General features: G+C 74.4%; 13 protein-coding genes and 1 tRNA gene. 10 read left to right on the top strand and 4 right to left on the bottom strand.

The features are described from left to right. Positions 1-221: 221 nt before the first annotated feature. Positions 222-5,207: a PAS domain-containing protein gene (locus tag LIX60_RS31755; protein ID WP_227958855.1), complete on the bottom strand. Its 4,986-nt coding sequence runs from the start codon at positions 5,205-5,207 to the stop codon at positions 222-224. A gap of 371 nt (positions 5,208-5,578) precedes the next feature. After that, positions 5,579-6,055, bottom strand: a complete 477-nt coding sequence (locus LIX60_RS14965) for an SSI family serine proteinase inhibitor (protein ID WP_227958854.1) — start codon at positions 6,053-6,055, stop codon at positions 5,579-5,581. A gap of 496 nt (positions 6,056-6,551) precedes the next feature. Between LIX60_RS14965 and LIX60_RS14960 the strand changes: the two genes are divergently transcribed. Continuing rightward, positions 6,552-6,641 (top strand) — tRNA-Ser (locus LIX60_RS14960). A gap of 56 nt (positions 6,642-6,697) precedes the next feature. Here LIX60_RS14960 and LIX60_RS14955 read toward each other — a convergent pair. Together LIX60_RS14955 and LIX60_RS14950 are read right to left on the bottom strand one after the other, a co-directional pair. Continuing rightward, positions 6,698-8,206, bottom strand: coding sequence for a site-specific integrase (locus LIX60_RS14955; RefSeq protein WP_227958853.1), 1,509 nt, complete (start codon positions 8,204-8,206; stop codon positions 6,698-6,700). Next, a complete protein-coding gene (locus LIX60_RS14950) occupies positions 8,203-9,030 on the bottom strand; it encodes a hypothetical protein (RefSeq protein ID WP_227958852.1) in 828 nt (275 codons plus the stop codon). Before LIX60_RS14950 ends, LIX60_RS14955 begins: the two co-directional genes overlap by 4 nt. Between LIX60_RS14950 and LIX60_RS14945 the strand changes: the two genes are divergently transcribed. The 9 genes from LIX60_RS14945 to LIX60_RS14905 all read left to right on the top strand — a co-directional run bounded on the left by LIX60_RS14945 (position 9,003) and on the right by LIX60_RS14905 (position 15,063). Continuing rightward, positions 9,003-9,359 carry a helix-turn-helix transcriptional regulator gene (locus tag LIX60_RS14945; RefSeq protein ID WP_308101348.1) on the top strand — a complete coding sequence of 119 codons (357 nt, stop codon included), beginning with the start codon at positions 9,003-9,005 and terminating at the stop codon, positions 9,357-9,359. The two genes, LIX60_RS14950 and LIX60_RS14945, sit on opposite strands and share 28 nt — an antisense overlap. After that, positions 9,356-9,706, top strand: a complete 351-nt coding sequence (locus LIX60_RS14940; protein WP_227958850.1) for a helix-turn-helix domain-containing protein — start codon at positions 9,356-9,358, stop codon at positions 9,704-9,706. The genes LIX60_RS14945 and LIX60_RS14940 overlap by 4 nt, the downstream gene beginning before the upstream one ends. Positions 9,707-9,840: 134 nt before the next feature. After that, positions 9,841-10,359 carry a hypothetical protein gene (locus LIX60_RS14935; protein ID WP_227958849.1) on the top strand — a complete coding sequence of 173 codons (519 nt, stop codon included), beginning with the start codon at positions 9,841-9,843 and terminating at the stop codon, positions 10,357-10,359. Continuing rightward, complete coding sequence (locus LIX60_RS14930; protein ID WP_227958848.1) at positions 10,356-10,700, top strand: chaperone NapD; 345 nt, start codon at positions 10,356-10,358, stop codon at positions 10,698-10,700. The genes LIX60_RS14935 and LIX60_RS14930 overlap by 4 nt, the downstream gene beginning before the upstream one ends. Before the next feature lie 70 nt (positions 10,701-10,770). After that, complete coding sequence (locus tag LIX60_RS14925) at positions 10,771-13,452, top strand: hypothetical protein (RefSeq protein WP_227958847.1); 2,682 nt, start codon at positions 10,771-10,773, stop codon at positions 13,450-13,452. Positions 13,453-13,697: 245 nt separating this feature from the next. Then, positions 13,698-13,949: a hypothetical protein gene (locus LIX60_RS14920; protein ID WP_227958846.1), complete on the top strand. Its 252-nt coding sequence runs from the start codon at positions 13,698-13,700 to the stop codon at positions 13,947-13,949. Continuing rightward, positions 13,949-14,092: a hypothetical protein gene (locus LIX60_RS14915; RefSeq protein WP_227958845.1), complete on the top strand. Its 144-nt coding sequence runs from the start codon at positions 13,949-13,951 to the stop codon at positions 14,090-14,092. The genes LIX60_RS14920 and LIX60_RS14915 overlap by 1 nt, the downstream gene beginning before the upstream one ends. Before the next feature lie 50 nt (positions 14,093-14,142). Then, positions 14,143-14,787 (top strand): DUF4326 domain-containing protein, encoded by a 645-nt coding sequence (locus LIX60_RS14910; protein WP_227958844.1) that lies wholly within the window; start codon positions 14,143-14,145, stop codon positions 14,785-14,787. A gap of 78 nt (positions 14,788-14,865) precedes the next feature. Further along, positions 14,866-15,063 (top strand): DUF2742 domain-containing protein, encoded by a 198-nt coding sequence (locus LIX60_RS14905; protein ID WP_227958843.1) that lies wholly within the window; start codon positions 14,866-14,868, stop codon positions 15,061-15,063. Positions 15,064-15,326 lie beyond the last annotated feature (263 nt).

The following is a 15,326-nucleotide window of genomic DNA, read 5'->3' as shown; positions in this document are numbered from 1 at the left end:
CCGCCGGCGCCCGCCGGCCCGGCGCCGGATCGCGCAACGGCCGCCGCCGCTCCGCCCAGGGGCGGGGTGGCGGCGGCCTGCGTGTCAGGGCCGTCGCAGGATCCGCCCCGGGCGCCGGTCGGGAAGCGGCCTCGGGGACACGGCAACGGCAACGGCAACGGCAACGGGCGCGGCCGCCGGGCCGGGCGGCCCGCCCGGAGCAGGAACCGGGTCCCGGCCGGTCAGTTGGCGCCGATCTTCGCCAGCAGATCGACGATGCGGTCCTGCACCTCGGGGCTCGTCGACCGCTCGGCCAGGAAGAGCACCGTCTCCCCCGTGCTCAGCAGCTGCAGATCCGCCGGGTCGATACCGGCCGAGGTGTAGACGACCAGCGGCGTGCGGCTCAGCAGCCCGTTCGCGCGCAGCCAGTCCACGATGCCGGCCCGGCGGCGGCGCACCTGCGTCAGGTCCATCACCACCAGATTCGGCCGCATCTGCGCCGCCGGAGTCACCGCGTCGGCGTCCGAGACGGCGCGCGCCACCTGCATGCCGCGCCGCTCCAGTGTCGCCGTCAGGGCGCCCGCGATCGCGTCGCGCTCCTCGATCAGCAGGACACGCGGCGGGTGCTGTTCGCTGTCGCGCGGCGCGAGGGCCTTCAGCAGCACCGCCGGGTCGGCTCCGTACGCCGCCTCCCGCGTGGCCTGGCCGAGACCGGCCGTCACGAGCACGGGCACCTCGGCGGCCACCGCGGCGGCCCGCAGCGACTGCAGCGCGGTCCGGGTGATCGGCCCGGTCAGCGGGTCGACAAAGAGCGCCGCAGGGTAGGCGGCGATCTGCGCGTCCACCTCCTCGCGGGAGTTGACGATCACCGGGCGGTAGCCGCGGTCGCTCAGCGCCTGCTGGGTGCCCACGTCGGGAACCGGCCAGACGAGCAGCCGGCGCGGATTGTCCAGCGGCTCCGGCGGCAGCTCGTCGTCGAGCGGCGGACCGGTCTGCGCGTCGGTGACGTCGACCGCGCCGTTCGGGCCGTCCAGCGGCTCCGGGCCCTCCGAACCCTCCTGGGGAGCGCCTATCGCGTAGGCGCGGCCGTCACCCTGCGAGTCCAGGAGCCGGGGCGGCTGCTGCGGGTTCGGCTGCGGGGCGGTCTGCTGCCGGGGGCGCCCGGGAGGGGGCGCGGCGGCGGACGTCCCCGCGGTGGGCTCCGTCTCCGGCGGGGCCGCCAGCTTGCGGCGCCGGCCGCCGGGCTGGGGGACGGCCTGCGCAGACGGCTGCTGGGGAGAGGTCTGCTGCTGCTGAGCCCGGCTGCGCTCGGCGATCTGCTGGACGAACGGCACACCCTGGCCGAGGGTGCGCACGCTGATGGAGCGCCCCTGCGTGGTGTCCGCCTCCTGGGCGGTGGTGACCGGCGGCCGTGTCTGCTGTGGCTGCGCGGGCTGCTGCAACTGCCGGAGAGGTACGGCCTGCTGCCGCGGTGCCTGCGGCGGTGGCGGCGCCTGGTGAGGCGCCGGTGTCTGCTGCCGGGGTGCCGGTTCCGGCGCCGCCTGCCGCGCCGGAGCGGGCTGTGCGGGCTGTGTGGGCTGTGCGGGCTGAGGCGGAGCGGGCTGTGCGGGCCCGTCCGCCGCCGGCTGAGGTGGCTGGGCACGGCGGCCGGTGGCGGCGGGGCCGCCGGGCGGCGGGGTGGCGCCGTCCGGGGCGGGCTGTGACGGGTACGGATGCGTGCCGGTCTGCTGCTGTCCGCCCGCGGGCGCGGCGGCCGCGGCGGTTCCCCGTCCGTCCGTACCCCAGCCGCCGGGGTGCGCCGGTGCCTGGGCGGGCGCCGGCGCGGCAGGTGCCGGGGCCGGCGGCGCGGCCGGGTGGCCGCTCCGGCCGTCGGTGCCCCAACCGGGCTGCGGCTGCTGCCCGGTGGAGGCGGCGGCCTGTTGCGGAGCCGGGGGCGTGCCGCCGGGCACGGGCTGTCCGGCGTCGGGCGCGGGACGGGCGCGGCGGCGTCCGGTGGGGAGCGGGTGCGGCTGCGGAGGGGTGTGGTCCTGGTCCGCTCCGGGAGGAAGCTGCCCGTGCGCCTCCTGCTCGTACGGCTGTGCGGGCCGGGGCCGCGACGGCTGTGGTGGCCGCGGCTGCTGCCCGGGACCGGCGGCGGGTGCGCCCTGGGCGTACGGCTGCCCGCCGGCGCTCTCCGGCGCGTACGGCTGCGGGCCGCCCGCACCGCCACCGGGGGCCGGGGCGGGCGGGGGCCCCGCCGGACCGGGTGGCACCGGGACGGCGACGGCCGGGGCGCCCGAGGGCGGGGGCGGCGGCTGCCGGTCCGCTTCGGCGGGCGGCAGTGCGAACGCCTGCCGTGCGGCGGGGGGCTCGGCCTGTCCGGGCTGTCCCTGGGGCGCGGGCTGTGCCCGCCCGGACACCGGTTGCTGAGGCTGCGACGGGGGCTGGGTCTGCGGCTGGGGCTGCTCGGGGATCGGCCGGTCGCCCGGGGCGAGGGCGCGGCGGGCACGCCGGCCCGCGGGGGCACCGGCGCTCTGCTGCGGGAGGGCGCTGCTCTGCGCCGCGGGGGCGCCGGTTCCGCCGCCGGGCTGCGGCCGTCCGGCGGTGACCGGCGTGTCCTGGGGCTGTGCCGGGCGCGGCAGCGCGGCCGGGGCTTGCGCGGCCTGCGGGCCCCAGCCCGTACCGGCACCGGCACCGGCCATGGGTTCCCCGGTGCCCGGTTCGGCGGCCGGCCCGGGGACCCGGCGGGCGCGACGGCCCGCCGGGTTCTGCTGCGGAGCGTTCTCCGCGGACGGGGCCTGGGGCGCCGCGGACGCGTAGTCGTCCTCGCCGGTCATGTCCTCCCGGGGCACCGGCCACTCGGCGGGCGCCGTCGCCACCGCGGCCTGGTGGGGCGGAGCGCCCGGGTGCTCCCCGCCGGGCCGCGGATACGGCTGAGCGGCCGCGGGTGCCGGTGCGGCCGCGGGCAGGGCCGGCCGCCCCTGTTGCGGTCCGGTGGGACCGGCGCCGCCCGGTGCGGCGGCAGGGGGCCCGCCGTGGCGGGCCCGCCGGCCCTGCGGAGCAGCGGGCTCAGCCTGCGGGGCCACGGGAACACCGCCCGCGCCGGGCTGCTCCTCGGCGGGACTGGGACGGCCGCGTCGCCGACCGGTGGGCCGGGCAGCGGCAGCGGCAGCGGCCGGGTCGGCCGCGTCACCGGACGGCGGTGGTGCCGCGGGGTGCCCCGGCGGCGTGGGACCGGCCGCGCCGGCCGGTCCGCCGGGGGAGGGGAGGCCGTTGCCGACCGGGCGCAGTTCGGCCGCGGCCGGTCCGCCCTGCTGCCCGGCGGCGTCGCCCGCGGCCGGGGGCAGGGCCGGCATGGCCCGCCGGCCGGCGGGGGGCGCCGGGGGGGCCTGTGCCGGGGGGTGCGCGGCGGCCTGCGCGGGCGCCGTCGCGCGCTCGGGTGTCTGCGGGCCCGCGCCGATCTCCCGGCGCGGGCCGCGACGGGGGCGGGCCGGTCCCGGAACGCCGGGCGCGGTGCCGGCGCCGTCGCCCGGACCGTTCTCCGCGGGCCCACCGCCCGGGGCACCGCCGGCCGGTGCCGTCGCCGTTCCGTCCGTGACCGGGGCGCCACCGGCTTCGGAAGCCGGAGCGCTCGCCCGCGCGTTCGGCATGCCGGGGGCTCCGGGCGCGTCCGGTGTGCCGCGCGCGGGGGCCGTCGGCACCGGCATGACCGTGGCCGCCGTCTCCCCCTCCCGGTCGCGGTCGGCGTCGCCCTGCGGCCGGACGGCGGAACCGGCGTCGGCGGTGAGCGGCACTTCGAGCACGTACGCGCTGCCGTCCACCCCCGGCACCTCGTGGGTCTGCAGCACACCGCCGTGCCGCCGCACGATGCCGCGCACGATCGGCCCGTGCACGGGGTCGCCCGCCGTGTACGGGCCGCGGACCTCGATCCGTACGACTTCTCCGCGCTGGGCGGCGGCCACGACGATCGTGGAGTCGCCGGAGCCGCCTCCGGCCATCGTGTTGCCCGTGGAGTCGACGCCCGCCACATCCGCGATCAGATGCGCCAGGGCCGTGGCCAGCCGCTCGCCGTCGACCTCCGCCTCGATCGCGGGGGCGTGCACCGCGAACTGCGCGCGCCCCGGGCCGATCAGCTCGACCGCGCCCTCGACACCGGCCGCGACGACCGCGTCCATCGAGACGGGCTCCCGCCGCAGCTTCTCCTTGCCGGTGTCGAGCCGCTGATAGGCGAGGACGTTGTCGACGAGGGTGGTCATCCGGGAGTACCCGGCGGCCAGGTGGTGCAGGATCTGGTTGGCCTCGGGCCAGAGCTGTCCGCCCGGGTCGGCGGCGAGCCCGCCGAGTTCACCGCTGAGCTGGTCCAGGGGGCCGCGCAGCGACTGGTCCAGGACGGCCAGCAGCTGGGCGTGCCGGGCGGCCAGGGCGTCGTACTGCCGCCGGTCGGTGAACGCCAGGACGGCGCCCACGAGCTGGTCGCCGTCCCGCACCGGCGCGGTGGTGAGGTCCACGGGCACCGGCCGCCCGTCCTTCGCCCACAGCACCTGGCCGCGCATCCGGTGCTTCAGCCCGGACTTGAGCGTGCCCGCGAGCGGTGTCTCCTCGAACGGCAGCGGGGAGCCGTCGGCGCGCGAGTGGTGGATCAGCGGATGCAGTTCCTTGCCGCCGAGGTCGCTCGCGCGATAACCGAGGATCTGCGCGGCGGCGGGGTTGACCAGGACGACCCGGCCCTCGCCGTCCACGCCGATGACACCCTCGGCCGCCGCGCGCAGGATCATCTCGGTCTGGCGCTGCTGGCGGGCCAGTTCGGCTTCGGTGTCGAGGGTGCCGGTCAGGTCCCGGACGACGAGCATCAGCAGTTCGTCACCGGTGTAGTGGTGGTGGTCCGCGTACGCCGCTTCGAACGCGGACTCGTACGGCGTGCGGCCGTCCTCCAGGTTCGCGCTGGTCACCTCGACCGGGAACTCGCTGCCGTCGGTGCGCCGGGCCAGCATCCGCGTCGGCTTGGTGCGGCCCTCGTCGCCCTTGTCGGGGCGGCGCATCGAACCGGGAATGCGCTTGGAGTCGAAGGACGGCAGCAGGTCGAGCAGGCCGCGGCCGACGAGCGCGGTACCCGGCGACTCGAAGGTCTCCAGGGCGATGGTGTTGGCGTTGACGACGGTGCCGTTGCAGTTGACCAGCAACAGGGCGTCGGGCAGTGCGTCGAGTATGGCGGCGAGGCGAGCAGCGCCTCGGGATGGCCTGCTGCTCACGACGGCGCTTCCTTCCTGTTACCGCGTATTGCCGACAGCCCCGGACATCGTGGCGCGCGTCCCGCGGTCTGTCACTAGAGGGAGTCTACGGGCAGCCGCCCGGCGGTCGGCGGTGGATGAGGGGAGGGGAGAAGTTGACCTTGTGCTGGTCGGTCCAGGTCCGCGTAGACCGGACATATGACGTGCGACCGTGCCCGGCCGGTTCCGCGGAGGCCGCCGGCGGCGCCGGACGGCTTGGGGCGGGGCCGGCGGGCGGCCCGTGCGAAGCCGCCCGCGCTCCCCTTGCGGTGCTTCCGGTTCCGTGTCCCCGGTGGTTCCCGGGGTTGACGGTTTCCGGACGCAGGCGGTCCGGCCAGGTCCGGCCGCTCCGGTCAGTGGCCCACGTCGGGAAGCACGGGGCGGAGGCGGTTCCAGCGAGCGATCTCGCAGCCGTTGACGCGGTTGTAGCGGGCGTTCACCGGACGTCCGGCCCAGGAGCCGGTGATCCGGGCGGTGGCCCGACCGCCGTAGATCATGGTGCAGTCGGAGCGCGGCGGGACGGGCGCGAAGGGGTTCCTGCCGTACCGGGTGAGTTCGTCCAGCCGCTTGCACGCGGCCCGCGCCCGGGGATGGGTGCCCCCCGGCGGGTGGCAGTCGAGCGAGTACGCGCCCTCCAGGATGCGGTCGCCGCCGCCGTCGCGGACGAGGATGGTCAGCCGGTCCTCCCCTGCCGGGGGCACGCGGTACCCGTCCACCGGCTCGGCCGGGGAGGACGGCGGGGACGGGGGCGCCCCGGCGCTGGCGGCGGGGGCGGCGGTGAGGAGCGCGAGCGCGCAGAGCGCGCCGGCGGCGAGACGGCGGAGCGGCATGGGGTCTCCTGGGGTGCGGTGGACGGCGAGGGGGAAGGGACGGTGCCTCTCGCGCCGTCCCCGCCGGGGCGGACGGGTCCGGCAGAACCCACCGGCCTCGTCTCTCCTAACGCTGGGGGCGCCGTTGCGTTGCGCAATCCGGCCGCGTCCGTACGTACGAGCTGATCCACGCGGGGGGCGCACGCCCGGCGTGAGCGGGGGCTCTCGGCGGGCGCGGCGCAGGGGTGCCGGGCGCTCGGGGGCGCCGGGCCCGGACACCGGTGCGCGGAGCGGGGGACGGCGGCCCCGCCTGGAAGCAGCGTGGCCGGAAACAGGGGGTGGGAGGCAGGGGAGAGCGGCCGTCTCCGCGGTGTCCCGTGCTCCGGGGAGCCGGTGCGGACCGGTAAGGGCTTTGCCCTGAGGCCCGCGCGCCGAGTACCGTGGGGTCCGATTGGTGACAGCCCATGAGGCTGTGCCATCATCTGCACACGCCACTCGCGCTCACGCGGGCGGTTGTGGAGGCTTCGCCTAGTCTGGTCTATGGCGCCGCACTGCTAATGCGGTTTGGGGTAACCCCCCATCCCGGGTTCAAATCCCGGAGCCTCCGCCGCTTGACCAGGGAGTCCACCCCGACGGGGCGGGCTCCCTTCGTCATGTCCGGGCTCACGAACCGCCCCCTGATGGCACGTTGATGGCACCAACGGCCGCCGGGCGCGAACGAGGGATGAACGCCGAGATCGCCACCGCTGCCTGCTCCGCCAGCTCCTCCGCCACCGTGGCGTACACGTCCATCGTGAACGCCGTCGACGCGTGCCCCAGCACCTCGGACACCAGCTTCATCGGGACGCCCGCGGCGATCAGCATCGTGGCCGCACCGTGCCGCAGGTCGTGGAACCGGATGGGCGGAAGGGGCGCGGCGAGCGCGAGCCGGACCGCGTCGGCCGGCACCCGGTGCTGCCGCGCGATCCGCTCCACCGACCAGCCATCTGCGTGCCGCTCCCGCAGCTTCCCGTGCCGCTCGATCAGCAGCCGGAACCGCTGCGAGACGTAGGGCGGCTTCAACTCCTTGCCGTCCTCGTACGTGAAGACGCGGCCGGAGTCCCGGTACGCCTCACCCCATTGCAGCCGCTCCGCCAGCTGCGTCTTCCGCCACGCCTTGAGGACCCGGGCCGTCTCCTCATCCAAGGTGATCTGCCGGTCACCGCTCTCGGTCTTCGTGTCGTCCAGCTCGTCATCGGCCTGCGACTGCCGGACGTGCAGCCGGCGCGTCTCCAAGCTGAGATCGGACCACTCCAGACCGACCAGCTCCCCGCGCCGCGGTCCCCAGTAGGCGTCAAGGTGGAACAGCGGATACAGCCGCTCCCCGGTCGCCTCCGCGAAGTCCAGGAACGCGCCGCACTGGGCGCTGCTCCACACCATGACCTTCGTCGGGATGTGCCCGGTCTTCTCCCACCGCTCCGCCCGCTCCGCGGTCCACAGCAGCGGACGGACGCGGCCCTTGTTCCGCTTGCCGCCCTTCGTCCGCCACACCCCGTCGGCCGGGTTGGCGGTGAGGATCTTCGACGTCATCACCGCATCGTTGAGCGCACCGACGAGGACGGCGTGCACGCGCTTGATGCGTGACTCCGAGATGGGCCGGGTGTGGACTCGCCGGCCGTCGCGGGTGGCGCGCACCTGCTGGAGGCGGCGCAGCAGCTCGGAGCGCTGCTCCGCTTCGTCCGGCCGGTTGAGCTTCCGCATGGCCGCGTACAGGTCGCGGATGTGCTGATCGCTCAGGTCCAGCAGCTTGACGTGCCCGATGCCCGGGACCAAGTACAGGTCGATGGCCTCCCGCTCACTGGCAAGCGTCGTGGCCTTGAGCCCGCCGGTCTCGGCCTCCGACTTCCGCCAGGCGTACCGGCGTTCCAGGTACTCGCCGAGCGTCGTCTTGCGGTCATCGACGGCCTTGGCGTTCCCGGCCTGGCCGAGCACGCGCGCCAGCTCGTTCTTGCACTCGCGCTCGGTGTCGTACGGGCCGACCCGCGGTTGCCGGCGCTTCCCGTCCGCGGAGCGGGGCGCCTCGTACCGGGCGTACCAGCCGCCGTGCCCCTTCTTCTTGAGGTCGGGGCACTGCTTGCCCAGCAGCTTCTTCGTCTCCGGATCGCGGCAGGAACAGGCCCGGTACGGCTTCACTCCTTCTCCCCCTCGCCGCTCTCGCGCTGCTCCTGCTGCTCCTGCTCCTGGCGGTCCCATTCGAGGGCCGCCCGGTTGTGCTCGGCCATCCGCTCCCGGGTGAGCCAGGCGACAGAGGCGGCCTGCGCCCGCTCCTTGGGCATCGACTCGAACCCCGCGGCCAACTCCGCCAGGCTCTCCGGAGGAGTCGGGTACGCCTCGGAGAAGATCCGGGCGAACTCCTCCGGCGTCAGGTTCCGCAACCGCGGTCCGGGCTCGGCACCGGCGCGACCCTTGACGCTCGGGCCGAGCCACCCGGCTTTCCGGGCTCGGGCGATCCAAGAGCGGATGGTCTCGTCAGGACGTCCGAACTCCTCCGCGATGCGCTTGACCGCGCCAGCCGGGCGACCCGGCGCGGTCTCGGCCAGGTAGGCGACGGCGACGCTGCGCAGCAGTTCGTCACTGAGGCCGGCGCGGCCGCCGCTGCGGCTCTTGCTCTTCTCCTGCGGGCCGGCCTGCTGCTCGGGTCCGCCGTAGACGGAGAGCGCAACGTGCGCACGGGCGACGTGCAGGACGTCGCTGATCTGGACGCGGCGGAGCAGGCTGCCCGTGATGCCGTTGCCGGCCGGGTCCGTGGCTGAGAGTTCGAGGCGGGAGATCACCAGCCCTTGAGCGTGCCTGGCCACGTCGCCGGTGGCCGCCCACTCTCCCGTGCTCGGGCGGCATTCGAAGGTGGCTACGACGTCTCCCTCTGCTGCGTTGAGCGCGGCGCCGGGGCGGGCGTCGGCGCGGATGAAGACCTCTTCCGGGTCGCCGGATGATGCGGGTGTCTCGGGATTCGTCACGGGGTGAGCATCCCAAATGGGCAACACCAGGTCAACACACCAGCCCGGCAGACCTGGTTGACGTGCCTAACCAGGTCTGCCAAGCTGGCCACATGACAGCCACAGCGCTACGCGTTCGGGCTCGCCTTGGCCTTCGTCGGGACCTTCCCGCTCCGGCGCAGCGGCGAGCCATCCGGGAGGCCTCGGGCCTCTCGCAGGGGGAACTGGCCCAGGCCATCGGAGTGACGCGCCAAGCCGTCAGCCACTGGGAGGCCGGCACCCGCACGCCGCAGGGCGTGCTGCTGGAGAGGTACGTCACGGCGATGCGCACCCTTCGGGAGGAGGCATGACCGTGAGGTGGACCCGCGAAGCGATCGAAGCTCTCGGCCCCACCACGACCGTGCCGACCGCCGCCGAGATCGTCGGCGTCGACGCGGAGACCGTGTACGGCGCGATCCGCCGCGGGGAGTGGGACATCACTCGCGTGCTGCGCATCGGCCGGTGCATCAAGATCCCGACGCGCGATCTCGTCGCCGTCCTCTACGCGCCGGAGCTGGATTCCGCACCGCAGGCCGGTGTGCCATCCCCGTGCCAACACCCCGCAACGCCGCAGGCCACAGCCACGGAACCGCATTCCCAATGCGGTTGTAGGTCGACCTCGGAGGGGGTGTACCGCCCTCTCCGGGCGGCCCCGTAAGACAGCCGCGGCCGCGCCGGTGATTCCAGCACCGACGAGACCGCGGCCTCAGCGCCCCACCAGAACGACGGAGACCCCGGGCTCATAGCTCGCCAGCTACCCGGGGCCCGTCTCAACCGATTGGAAGGAACGCCATGAACCAGCGTACGACGATCCCGCAGCAGGCCACCACCACCGGCACCGGCCGCCTCCCCGCCGCCGTCGCCCTCGCCCACACCTTCGCGGCCGCCGCCCTCGCCGACCCCGCGCCCATCACCCCCGACAGCGTCCGCACCGCCGTCCGGGACCTCACCCTCACCGCCGCCCACACCTACGCCCACCAGAACGACGACGACCGGCCCGCCCGCATCCGCGCCTTCGACATCGCACACGCCGCCGAACAGGGCACCGAAGACGCCGCCATCGTCCTCGATGGTGAGAACCAGGCGTCCGACCCCCACTGCGAGCCGCGCGGCGAAGTCTCCGACCGGTACAACGTCCGCCTCGGCCGCAGCATCAGGGACCTCGACGGGCTCTTCGCGGCCTGCGTGGCCGACGCCAACGAGCGCGGTATCCCCGCGGCCCGCGCGGTCGGGGAGCTGACGGGGATGCTCGCCACCTTCACCACGGACGCCGCCCGCGACGCCCTCCGCAACCGGCAGGCCGGCGAGTGACCACCCCCGCCCGCAACCGCAGCCCCCGCCCCCTCGTGCGGCGGGGGCCCGCGGTGCGCGGCGTCACCATCCTCCGACTCCCCCACGACCGGCGCACCGTGTGGCTCCCACAGCCCACCTCCCAATACGGCGGAGTCCTGCCGTACCCGCCCGGCACCGTGCTCCGCATCGACATCGGCCCCGCCAACCACTGCATGCCCGAACGCATGGAGCACCTGGCCGGAGCCCTCACCGACTGCGCGGAGATCGAAGTCGTAGGCACCGACCCGTACGGCGTGGCCGCCACCCGTGACGCCCTCGCCCGCGCCCTCACCGCCCACTGCGGGGCGCCCGCATGCTGACCCCCCTTCCCTCCGGCTGCTGCGCCCGTCCGCACTCGCGCGCAGCAGCGCACCTCTTGGAGACACGCGAGTGACCAAGCACCAGAACGCCGCCGACCAGGGCGCCGCCATGGAGCCGGACACGGTCCGGACGTGGCTCACGCTCCTGTACGCGGACCGGCCCGGGCTGATCGGCCTTTGGTCCGACGCCGAGAAGCAGGGCCGCCGGTTCGCCACCGACGCCGCAGGCATCGAAGCCGCCGTCAGGTACGCCGTGAAGCTGGACCGGCGACGGCCGAAGGGCATCTACGTCCAGACGACCACCCTCCGGGAGCGGCCGGCCAGCGGCCGCGGCGGCAAGGAGTTGGCCCATGCCGTCTCCCACCTCTGGGCCGATGGCGATTACGGCACCGTCGGGCACAAGCCCGGGCTCGACGACCTCCCGGCGCCGCCGGACCCGGACGCCGTGGCGAAGGTCGTTGCCGAGTCCGGCCTGCCCGAACCCACCGGCTGGGCCTACTCCGGCGGCGGCTACAACCCCGTATGGGTGCTCGCCGACACGCACGTCATCAGCAGCGAGGAAGACCGCGCCCGCACCGAGTCACTGACCACTACGTGGCAGACGATCCTCGCGGCGCAGGCATACCGCTACGGCTGGTCGTGGGACGGCAGTGTCGGCAACCTCGACCGGCTCATGAGGCTGCCCGGCACCGTCAACCGCAAGGAGGGCATGGAGCGGCCCACGGCCATCGGCGAAGGGACCGCAGTCCTCTACCAGCTGGAGGAGCTGCACGCCGCCGCGGACCGGCTGGGTCCGGAGGCCCGGGAGACCATGGCGCGGGCGGACCAGGAGAAGCAGCAGCGCAAGGCTGCGCGCCTCGGCCAGCCCGCCCCGGCCGCCGTGCCCCGGCAGGCCCCGCGCGCCGCGCACTCTGGCGACGGGCCGCTCGACGTCCTCGCCGACATGCTCACCTTCCGCGACGTGCTGGAACCCGCGGGGTTCACCTACCAGGGCACGACCGGCGGACGGGAGATGTGGAGGCGGCCGGAGGGAGCGGACGGTCCGGCCAGCAGCACACACAGTCTGGTCTGTGACGACCATGTGGCGGTCAACTGGTCGGAGCGGGCGGACCTCCCGGTCGGGGCGCTGCCTCCCGGGCGGAAGCTCACCATCCCCACCCTGTGGGCCCACCTGAACTACGCCGGGAACACCAGCGAAGCCGCGCGGGACATCATGCGCGCCGCAGCCGGACGCACTGCGGCGGGAGCTGCTGCACGGCTGCCCGCCCCGGTCCTCGCCGAGGTGAAACGCCGATGCATCCGGGACGACGAACGCCCACGGGCGCCGCTCGCAGAGGACCCGTGGGACGGGCCGCAGGACGAACCCCCGCAGGACCCGGACGGGGCGCCCAGCGAAGCAGCACCCATCGTCCGCGGGCTGATCCCGGAAGCCTTCTGGGCGGCGCGGCCAGAGCTGCGGCACATCCGCCAGGCTGGCCACTCCCGCAGCCGCTCCGGCGACGTTGCCCTACTCGCCGTGCTCACACGGCTGTCGGCCCTGGTTTCCCACCAGATCCGGGCAGACACCGGCGTGGCCGACTTCGCCTCCCTGAATCTGTTCGGCGGGATCATCGGCCCGTCCGGCATCGGCAAGTCGTCTGGTGTCGGCGTCGCCGGTCGTCTCCTGCCCGCGCCGCCCGGGCTCGACTTCCGCGACGGCCTCCCCATCGGCTCCGGCGAGGGCCTGGCGGAAGTGTTCATGGGCGTCGTCGAGGAGCACACCGGAGAGGTGCGCAAGGGGCGCGGCGGGACTGAGACACCCGTCACGGTGCAGGTCCGCAAGCAGGTCCGGCACCACGCTTTCTTCTACGTTGACGAGGGCGCCTCGCTCACGCGCCTCATGAAGGAGCGCTCAGGGTCGACGCTCGGGGAGACGCTCCGCAGCGCGGCCGTCGGCCAGACTCTCGGGCAGACCAACGCCAGCAAGGACACCACCCGGTACATCCCGGGTGGCTCCTACAGCATGGGGATGCTGGTCGGCTTCCAGCCGGAGACCGTTGCCCCGCTCTTCGAAGAGGTCGCGGAGGGCACGCCTCAGCGCTTCGTGTGGATTCAGGTCATCGACCCCGCGATCCCGGACGAACAGCCCGAGTGGCCTGGCGAGCTGCGGGCGTGGCAGACCGCGGGCATCGCGGCACCGGGCGACGAAGCGAGCGGGCCCGCGCTGGTCACCTTCGACCCGGCCATCAAGGCGGAGCTGCGGGCGGCGGACTTGGCCAAGGCGCGCGGGCATGCGTCGCAGGCACTGGAGAACCCGTTCGACTCGCAGGCGCCCGTGATGAAGGTGAAGCTCGCCTCTCTGCTGGCCATCCTCGCCGGCCGCCGGTACGTGAACCCCGAGGACTGGCGGCTTGCTCAGATGCTGTGGGCGGCGTCGTGCGAGACCCGTGATGCGGTCATCGCGTACGCCGAGACGAAGCGGCGCGTGGAGCAGGAGCAGCGCACGCTCGCCCGCATCGAGGAAGAGGTGCGAGTCGAGGGCGCCAAGCAGGCCGCCGAGGAGAAGCGGGCGGAGCGGGCTGTCGAGCGGCTGGCCCGGAGGGTCTCGGCCTATGTCCACGCGAACGGGGCGCAGCCGCGGTCTGTGTTGAGGGATCGGGCGGCCGGGCGGGAGAAGAAGCTGCTGCCCGATGCCTACGCCTACGCGGTGCTGCGGGAGTGGCTTGTCGAGGCCGACGGCAGGTTCGTCCCGGGACCTGTCCCCCCGTCGTGAGGGGGGGACAACCGGGGGGGACAGAGGGACAGGGGGACAGGGTTTGTCCCCCCTCTCTCCCTCCCGGAAGCCGAAACAAGTTCCATCCCGAAACTTTCTCTCATTCAACTAAGCCTCTGACCTGCGTAAACAAAAATCAAGATCAACAACTATTTGACTCGCATAGCGCGCGAGGGAGGGGGGGACAAACCGCGTCCCCCCTGTCCCCCCCGTCCGTAGCCCAACCCCGACCCGAGGACAGACCCATGACCAACCCCATCCCCGCCGCCCCCGGCTGGTACCTCCACGAGATCGACGAGCAAGGCGAGAGCTTGACTCCCGTCGTCGCCTGGCTCCCCGGCGCCGACACCGACGGCGAGCCGACGCTCCTGCCGTACGTCGACGGCGGCCCCTGCACGCCACCGCTCCTGATGAACGCCGACGACTTCAAGGCGTTCAGCCGCTCCATCGTCTACCGCCCCAACCACGACCCCGGCGCCGGAACGGAGTCCGCCTGATGTGGCGCACCCCGCAGCGTGTCCGCGGCGCCTCCGACCTCGGCGCCCGCCAGGCCGGTGAGCACGGGCCGTACGGCAAGTGGCCCACCGAGGACGACGACCAGGACGACGCCGAGCCGCAGCACGACGACCACAACCACTGAGCTACCGGCCGTCGAACGGCGGCCGGCCAACCCGAAGAAGGAGCAGCACCATGACCCACACCCCACACCCCCGCCGCGTCCAAGTCACCGGCGACATGTACCACCCCAACATCCCCGCCCGCGCCCACTGGGCCGGACGCCAACGCCCCCACCTCCCGAAGTCGCCGTTCGCCAACCCGCACCCCGTCGACACCCCCGGCCGCAAGACGCCCTGCCCCGAATGCGGACTACGCCACACCCTCGCCGAAGCCCTCAGCCTCTACCGCCAGCACCTCAACCAGAACCCGGACCTCCCCGTCCTGGCCGCCACCGACTACCCCGACACGCCCTTCGCCTGCCGCTGCCCGCTCGACCAGCCCTGCCACGTCGACGAACTCCTGACCCGCGCCGACCAGACGACCGTCATCGAACTCGGCGACGACCGCGACACCCGGTACGTCGTGCAGATCACCCCGGTCAGCACCGGCGAATGCAGCCACGGCAACGACACCTGCCCCCGCCCCGGCGCCATCGCCGTCCGCAACACCATCACCCAGCAGCACCCGGCCGAAGGCACCAGCCTCCGGGTCACCTACTGCGCCGACCACCAGGCCGCCGCGCCCCGACTGCGCGCCGTATGGGAAGCCGACGCCCGCGAGATGCAAGACCCCTTCAAGCGCGCCGCGTACCTCGCCAGCGCAGGCGTCACCACCTGACCCGCAGCACGACGGCCGGCCCCGCAGCAACCGGGGCCGGCCACCCAACACCACACCACACCCAGGAAGGGGCCCACGGTGACCACACCGGACCAACTCCACGACCAAACCGCCCAGTGGGCCGCCACCGAGATAGGCCACCTCACCACCGCCCCCACCTACGGCACACCCGCATGGCTCGCCCTCGACCCCGCCGACCCCCGCCGACAAGCCGCACTCATCCAAGCCGCCGAAGCATGGCGCACCACCCAACACACCCCGGCCGGTGCCCGATGACCGCCCGCGACGACGATGCCCTACTCGCCGCCGTCCTCGCCGGAGTCGAGACCAGCATCCAAGCCACCATCCGCAACGCCGCACAACGCCGCACAGCCGCCCGCCAAGACCGACAGCAGCGGGCCACGGCACGCGCCGCAGGACTCGCCCACCGCCACGCCGCCAAACTCCGCCACACCGCCCCGCCACAGGCCAGCCCGGCCCAACCCCTACGCGGACAACACAACACCGGAAACAACTTTCCGCATCACGGAAACCAGCCC

The organism is Streptomyces sp. S07_1.15 (assembly GCF_020739505.1).
Taxonomy (GTDB): domain Bacteria; phylum Actinomycetota; class Actinomycetes; order Streptomycetales; family Streptomycetaceae; genus Streptomyces; species Streptomyces xinghaiensis.
The sequence above is the reverse complement of the archived record's forward strand: the minus strand, read 5'-3'. Positions and strand labels throughout refer to the sequence as shown.

What these genes read in the sequence shown, in the direction of transcription:
- LIX60_RS14965 (WP_227958854.1), bottom strand. Translation starts at nt 6,055, where the DNA reads ATGCCGCTCCGCCGTCTCGCCGCCGGCGCGCTCTGCGCGCTCGCGCTC.
- LIX60_RS14945 (WP_308101348.1), top strand. Translation starts at nt 9,003, where the DNA reads ATGATGCGGGTGTCTCGGGATTCGTCACGGGGTGAGCATCCCAAATGG.
- LIX60_RS14940 (WP_227958850.1), top strand. Translation starts at nt 9,356, where the DNA reads ATGACCGTGAGGTGGACCCGCGAAGCGATCGAAGCTCTCGGCCCCACC.
- LIX60_RS14935 (WP_227958849.1), top strand. Translation starts at nt 9,841, where the DNA reads ATGAACCAGCGTACGACGATCCCGCAGCAGGCCACCACCACCGGCACC.
- LIX60_RS14920 (WP_227958846.1), top strand. Translation starts at nt 13,698, where the DNA reads ATGACCAACCCCATCCCCGCCGCCCCCGGCTGGTACCTCCACGAGATC.
- LIX60_RS14915 (WP_227958845.1), top strand. Translation starts at nt 13,949, where the DNA reads ATGTGGCGCACCCCGCAGCGTGTCCGCGGCGCCTCCGACCTCGGCGCC.
- LIX60_RS14910 (WP_227958844.1), top strand. Translation starts at nt 14,143, where the DNA reads ATGACCCACACCCCACACCCCCGCCGCGTCCAAGTCACCGGCGACATG.